Here is a 6,583-nt window from a genome sequence, read left to right as displayed (position 1 = left end):
CCGACGCGGAGACCATGGCCCGCTACCTGGATCAAAAACTGGCGCCCGAGGACCGGACGGCCACGGCGGTCGATCCGCTCGCGCCCGTCCTGGGCGACCTGGCCAGGCTGGAGTCCACCTTGAACAGCCATGACGTGGAGGGGAAGTCCCGGGAGACGATCGCGAGCCGGCTCCACGCCCTGCTGTCGCGGCTGGAGGGCCGGACGGCCGGCGCCAAGGACATCGACGGCGAGGCGCTGGAGTCGGCGTCGGACGACGAGATGTTCGCGCTCATCGATCAGCAACTCGGCTCGTCCTGACGAGGAGTGAGGGGGAGGAACAATGTCGTCCACGGAAGACAAGCTGCGTCAGTACCTCAAGCGGGTCACCCTCGATCTGGGCGAGGCCAAGCAGCGCCTGCGCGAAGCGGAACAACGCCACCACGAACCCATCGCCATCACCGCCATGGCCTGCCGTTACCCCGGCGGCATCGACTCCCCCGAAGACCTGTGGCAGCTCGTGGACACCGGCGCGGACGCCATCGGCCCCTTCCCCACCAACCGCGGCTGGGACCTCACCGCCCTCTACCACCCCGACCCCGACCACCCCGGCACCAGCTACATCCAGGAAGGCGGCTTCGTCCACGACGCCGACCGGTTCGACGCCTCCTTCTTCAACATCAGCCCCCGCGAAGCCCTCGCCATGGACCCCCAGCAGCGGCTTCTCCTGGAAACCGCCTGGGAACTCCTCGAACGCGCCCACATCGACCCGACCGCCCTCAAGGGCAGCTCCACCGGCGTCTACGCGGGCTGCGGTGTGCCGGGGTTCGGCACACCGCACATCGAGAAGAGCGCCGAGGGCTTCCTGCTGACGGGCAACGCGCTCAGCGTCGTGTCCGGCCGTATCGCCTTCACCCTGGGCCTGGAGGGCCCGGCGGTCACGCTGGACACGGCGTGCTCGTCGTCCCTGGTGGCCATGCACCTGGCGGTCCAGGCGCTGCGGCACGGCGAGTGCGACCTGGCCCTGGCCGGCGGGGTGACGGTGATGTCCACCCCGAACGTGATCACGGAGTTCTCGCGCCAGCGCGGCCTGGCCCCGGACGGGCGGTGCAAGCCGTTCGCCACCGCGGCCGACGGCACGGGCTTCTCCGAGGGCGCGGGCCTGGTACTGCTGGAGCGGCTCTCGGACGCCCGGCGCAACGGGCGCCGGGTGCTCGCGGTCATCCGGGGTTCGGCGGTGAACCAGGACGGCGCGAGCAACGGGCTGAGCGCCCCCAACGGGCCCTCGCAGCAGCGGGTGATCCGCCAGGCGCTGGCCAACGCCGGGCTGGCGGCCGTCGAGGTGGACGCGGTGGAGGCCCACGGCACGGGCACCACGCTCGGCGACCCGATCGAGGCCGAGGCGCTGCTGGCCACCTACGGTCAGGAGCGGCCGGAGGACCGTCCGCTGTGGCTGGGGTCGGTGAAGTCGAACATCGGGCACACGCAGGGCGCCGCCGGGATCGCGGGCGTCATCAAGATGGTGATGGCCCTGCGCCACGGCTCGCTGCCCGCCACCCTCCACGTCGACGAGCCCACCTCGCACGTGGACTGGAGCAGCGGCACGGTACGGCTGCTCACCGAGCCGGTCGACTGGCCGACGGCCCCCGACCGCCCGCGCCGGGCCGGCGTCTCCGCGTTCGGGATCTCCGGCACCAACGCCCACATCATCCTGGAGGAGGCGGCTGAGCCGGTCCCGTCCCCGGGGCCGGAGGCCGAAGGCGCCGGCGGGCCGGCCGTCCTGGGCGGCGTGGTGCCCTGGGTGCTCTCGGCCCGTACCCGGGAGGCCCTGGCCGACCAGGCGCGCCGGCTGGTCCGGGCCGTCGCCGACGCCCCGGACGTCTCGCCCACCGAGGTGGCCTGGTCCCTGACCACCACCCGCGCCACGTTCGACCAGCGCGCCGTGGTCACCGGCACCCGGCTGCCCGATCTCACCGCCGCCCTGGAGGCCCTTGCCGCCGGCGGCGAACACCCCGGCCTGATCCGCGGCGCCGCCCTCGATCCCGAGGAAGGTCCGGTCTTCGTCTTCCCCGGCCAGGGCTCCCAGTGGTCCGGCATGGCCGTCGGCCTGCTGGACTCCTCCCCCGCCTTCGCCGCCCGGATCGCGGAGTGCGAGCGGGCCCTGGCGCCGTACGTGGACTGGTCGCTCACCGCCGTGCTGCGCGGCACCGACACCGCCACCGACCCCGCGCGCGTGGATGTCGTCCAGCCGACCCTGTGGGCCGTCATGGTCTCCCTGGCCGGCCTCTGGCAGGACTTCGGCATCACCCCGGCCGCCGTCATCGGCCACTCCCAGGGCGAGATCGCCGCCGCCTGTATGGCCGGGGCCCTCACCCTCGACGACGCCGCCAAGGTGGTGGCCCTGCGCAGCCAGGCCCTCCGCGCCCTCGCCGGACACGGCGCCATGGCCTCCCTCACCCTCGGCGCCGAGGACACCGCCCGCCTGCTGACCGGCCTCGGCGAGGCGGCCGAGGGCGTCGCCGTCGCCGCCCACAACGGCCCCCGCTCCACCGTCGTCTCCGGGCCGCCCGAGCAGATCACCGCCGTCCTGGCGGCGGCCGAGGCCGAGGGCGCGCGGACCCGCGCCATCGACGTGGACTACGCCTCCCACAGCCCCCATGTCGACCGCATCCGCGACTCGATCCTCGCCCAGCTCACCGACCTCACCCCCACCGCGCCCACCGTCCCCTTCTACTCCACGGTCACCGCCCAGCCGCCGGCCGGCACCCCGCTCGACGCCGAGTACTGGTTCACCAACCTCCGCCGGCCGGTCCGCTTCACCGAGACCCTCACCGCCCTGCTCGCCGACCGCCACCGCCACTTCATCGAGGTGAGCCCCCACCCGGTCCTCACTCCCGGGATCCAGGACGCCATCGACGACGCCGACGTGCCCGCCACGACCATCCCGACCCTCCGCCGCGACCACGGCGGCCCTCTCGACCTCGCGGGCGCCCTCGCCCACGCCCACACCGCCGGGCTCGCCGTCGACTGGCGGCCCTGGTATCCCACCGCCCCGGCCGCCACCACCGACCTGCCCACCTACCCTTTCCAGCGCGAGCGCTACTGGGTGGCGGCGGGCCGTACGGCGGGCGATGTCAGCGCGGCCGGCCTGCGGCCGGTGGAACACCCGCAGCTGTCGGCCGCGACGGGGCTCGCCGACGGCGGGCTCCTGCTGACCGGGCGCCTTCCGGCCGCCGGTGACGCCGGCTGGCTGGGCGAGCACGAGGTCGCGGGCGTGGTCCTGCTGCCCAGCACGGCCCTGGTGGAGTGGGCGCTGCGGGCGGCCGACGAGGCGGGCTGCGGCGGCCTCGAGGAGCTGACCCTGCACGTGCCCCTGACCCTGTCGGCCACCTCCGAGCTGCGGGTCCAGCTCGTGGTGGACGCCCCCGACGAGGACGGGCGCCGCGAGCTGCGCGTCTGCTCCCAGCCCGCGTCCGGCACACCGGAGGGACCCGGGGAGCGGGACATCTGGACCTGCCACGCGACGGGCACCCTCGCGCCCGGCGCGACGGCCGGGACGGAGCTCACGGGCGCCTGGCCCCCCGCCGGGGCCGAGCCGGTGGACATCGCCGACCTGTACGCGCGCACCGAGGCGGCCGGTTACCGGTACGGCCCGACGTTCCGGGGCGTCCAGGCGGTGTGGCGGCACGGCGCCGATCTCCTTGCCGAGGTGGCCCTGGACCAGGGAGCCGAGGAGGGCGCCGACGGGTTCGGCATCCATCCCGCGCTGCTCGAAGCCGCCCTGCACCCGGTGGCGCTGGACCGCCGGCGGGCCGACGGCCCGCTGTGGCTGCCGTTCGTCTGGAGCGGTGTGTCGCTGCACGCGGGCGGCGCGACGGGCGTTCGGGTCCGGCTCCGCGCGCGGCGGTCGGAGGACGGCGAAGGCCGCGAGCTGAACGTCGTCGTGGCGGATCCGACCGGCGCCCCCGTGCTCAGCGTGGATTCGGTCGCGCTGCGCCCGGCCGGGGACGACTGGCTGAAGGCCGCCGAACGACGTGGCCCGGGCGGCCTGTTCACGGTGGAGTGGCTGCCGCTGCCGCCGCCGGAGGACCGGCCCGAGCCGGCGGAGACCGAGGACCTGGTTGTCCGCACCGTGGCGCCGGCGGCCGGCTCCGGCACCGGGAGCGAGACGGGTCTGGCCGCTGTCCGGCGCACGCTGGGCCTCATCCGGGACTGGCTGGCCGAGCCCCGGTCACCGGACGCCCGGCTGGTGCTGGTCACCTCCGGCGCGGTCTCGGCCGGCGAGGAGGACGGGCCCCCGGATCCGGGTGGCGCGGCCGTCTGGGGCCTGGTCCGGGCGGTCCAGGCCGAGCACCCGGGCCGGATCACGCTGGTCGACACAGACACAGACACAGACGCCGACACAGGCACAGACACCGGCACAGACACAGACACAGACACCGCCACCGGCACCCGCACCCGCACCGGCGCCCACTCCGACGCCACCGCCGCGAGCGGGAGCGAAAAGCTGGCCGAGGCGGTCCGCCGGGCCATCGACGCGGACGAGCCGCGGATCGCGGTCCGTTCGGGCGCGGTCTCGGTCCCCCGTCTGCTGCGTGCCGTCGAGCGGCCCGGGGAGCGCACGGAGGTGGATCTCTCCGGCGGGACGGTGGTGGTGGCCGGTGAGCCCGGCCCGTTGCACGGCGTGGTCGCCGAGCACCTGGTGCGCGCGTACGGCGCCCCGCGGCTGCTGCTGCTCTCCCGCTGCGGCGGCCAGGCCCCCGAGGCGGCCGCCCTGGCCGAGCGGCTGACGGCGCTCGGGGCGGAGGTGGAGTCGGCTGCGGCCGACGTCGCCGACCACACCGCCCTGGCGGCGGTGTTGGAGGCGATTCCCGACAGCCACCCGCTGGTGGGCGTCGTGCACATCACCGAGGCGGCCGACGCGGCCCCGGTGGAGGCCTGGGACGAGGAGCGGCTGTCGCGGACCTGGGCGGCGAGGGCCGCCGGCGCGTGGAACCTGCACGCCCTCACCCGTGACCTGCCGCTGCGGATGTTCGCGGTGCTCTCCTCCGTCGCCGTCACCGACGTGGTGGCCGGCCCCGGCCAAGCCGGCCGCGCCGCCGCCCAGGCCTGCGCCGACGCGCTGATCGCCCACCGGCGTTCCGCCGGGCTCCCGGGCGTCGGCCTGGCCTGGACCCTGGGGGGACGGGCCACACCCCACGCCCTGCACCTGTTCGACACGGCGCCGCACCTCACCCGCCCGGTGGCCGTGGCCGCGGACCCGCACCAAGGCCCGCTCGCCACCCGACCGGGCCCCACGGTCCCCGCGCTGCTGCGCGCCCTGGCCCGGCCCGCCCGGCGCCGCGCCGCGGAACGGCGGTCGGTGGCAAGCGCCCTGGCCTCACGCCTCGCCGGTCTCGACGCCTCCGGACAGCGTGACGTCGTGCTGGAAACGGTGCGCCGGGCGGCCGCCGTGGTCCTGGGCCACTCCTCCGACGCGGCCATCCGGCCCGAGGCCGCCTTCAAGGAGCTGGGCTTCGACTCCCTCACAGCGGTCGGACTGCGCAACCGGCTGGCCGAGGCCACCGGGCTGCGCCTGCCCGCCGGCCTGGTCTTCGACTACCCGACCCCCCGGGGCCTCGCCGACCACCTCCTGCACCGCCTGACCGCCGGCACGCCCGTGTCCTCGCCTCTCGCACCGCCGCCGGCCCGGACCGGCGGCGCGGACGACGAGCCGATCGCGGTGGTGGCGATGGCCTGCCGCTTCCCCGGCGGGGTGACCACCCCCGAGGAGCTGTGGGACCTGGTCGCGGCGGGACGGGAGGTGGTGGGTCCGTTCCCCACCAACCGCGGCTGGGACCTGGCCAACCTGTTCCACCCGGACTCCGACCACCCCGGCACCACGTACGCCTCCGAGGGCGCGTTCATCTATGACGTCGACGGCTTCGACGCGGCTTTCTTCGGCATCAACCCCCGCGAGGCCCTGGCCATGGACCCCCAGCAGCGCCTCGTCCTGGAAACCGCCTGGGAGGCCCTCGAACGCGCCGGCATCGACCCGCACACCCTCCACGAGAGCCTGACCGGCGTCTATACCGGCGTCATCTACCACGACTACGCCACCGGCCTGCCCCCCGGCGACCCCCGCCTGGACGGCTACACGATGCTCTCCAGCATCGGCAGCATCATCTCCGGCCGGGTGGCGTACACCCTCGGCCTCCAGGGCCCCGCCGTCACCGTCGACACCGCCTGCTCCTCCTCCCTGGTGTCCATGCACCTCGCCGCCGGGGCCCTGCGCCAGGGCGAGTGCGACCTGGCGCTGGCGGGCGGTGTGACCGTCATGGCCACCCCCGATCCGTTCACCGGGTTCTCCCGGCAGCGCGGCCTGGCGCCCGACGGCCGGTGCAAACCGTTCGCCGCCGCCGCCGACGGCACCAGCCTGAGCGAGGGGGCCGGGCTCGTCGTGCTCGAACGGCTCTCCGACGCCCGCCGCAACGGCCACCAGGTGCTCGCCGTACTGCGCGGCTCCGCGATCAACCAGGACGGCGCGAGCAACGGCCTGACCGCCCCCAACGGCCCCTCCCAGCAGCGTGTCATCGCCCAGGCCCTCGCCAACGCCGGTCTGGGCC

2 protein-coding genes are annotated in these 6,583 nt (G+C 75.4%); both read left to right on the top strand.

The window, feature by feature from the left end:
* Positions 1 to 299 (top strand): hypothetical protein (locus BBH68_RS36795; protein WP_218029736.1); only part of this gene is annotated, 299 nt, incomplete at its 5' end.
* Positions 300 to 321: 22 nt separating this feature from the next.
* A partial coding sequence (locus BBH68_RS44165; protein ID WP_141713150.1) for a type I polyketide synthase occupies positions 322 to 6,583 on the top strand: 6,262 nt, incomplete at its 3' end.

Source organism: Streptomyces sparsogenes (assembly GCF_001704635.1).
GTDB lineage: Bacteria > Actinomycetota > Actinomycetes > Streptomycetales > Streptomycetaceae > Streptomyces > Streptomyces sparsogenes.
This window is presented reverse-complemented; position numbering and strand designations above follow the sequence as displayed.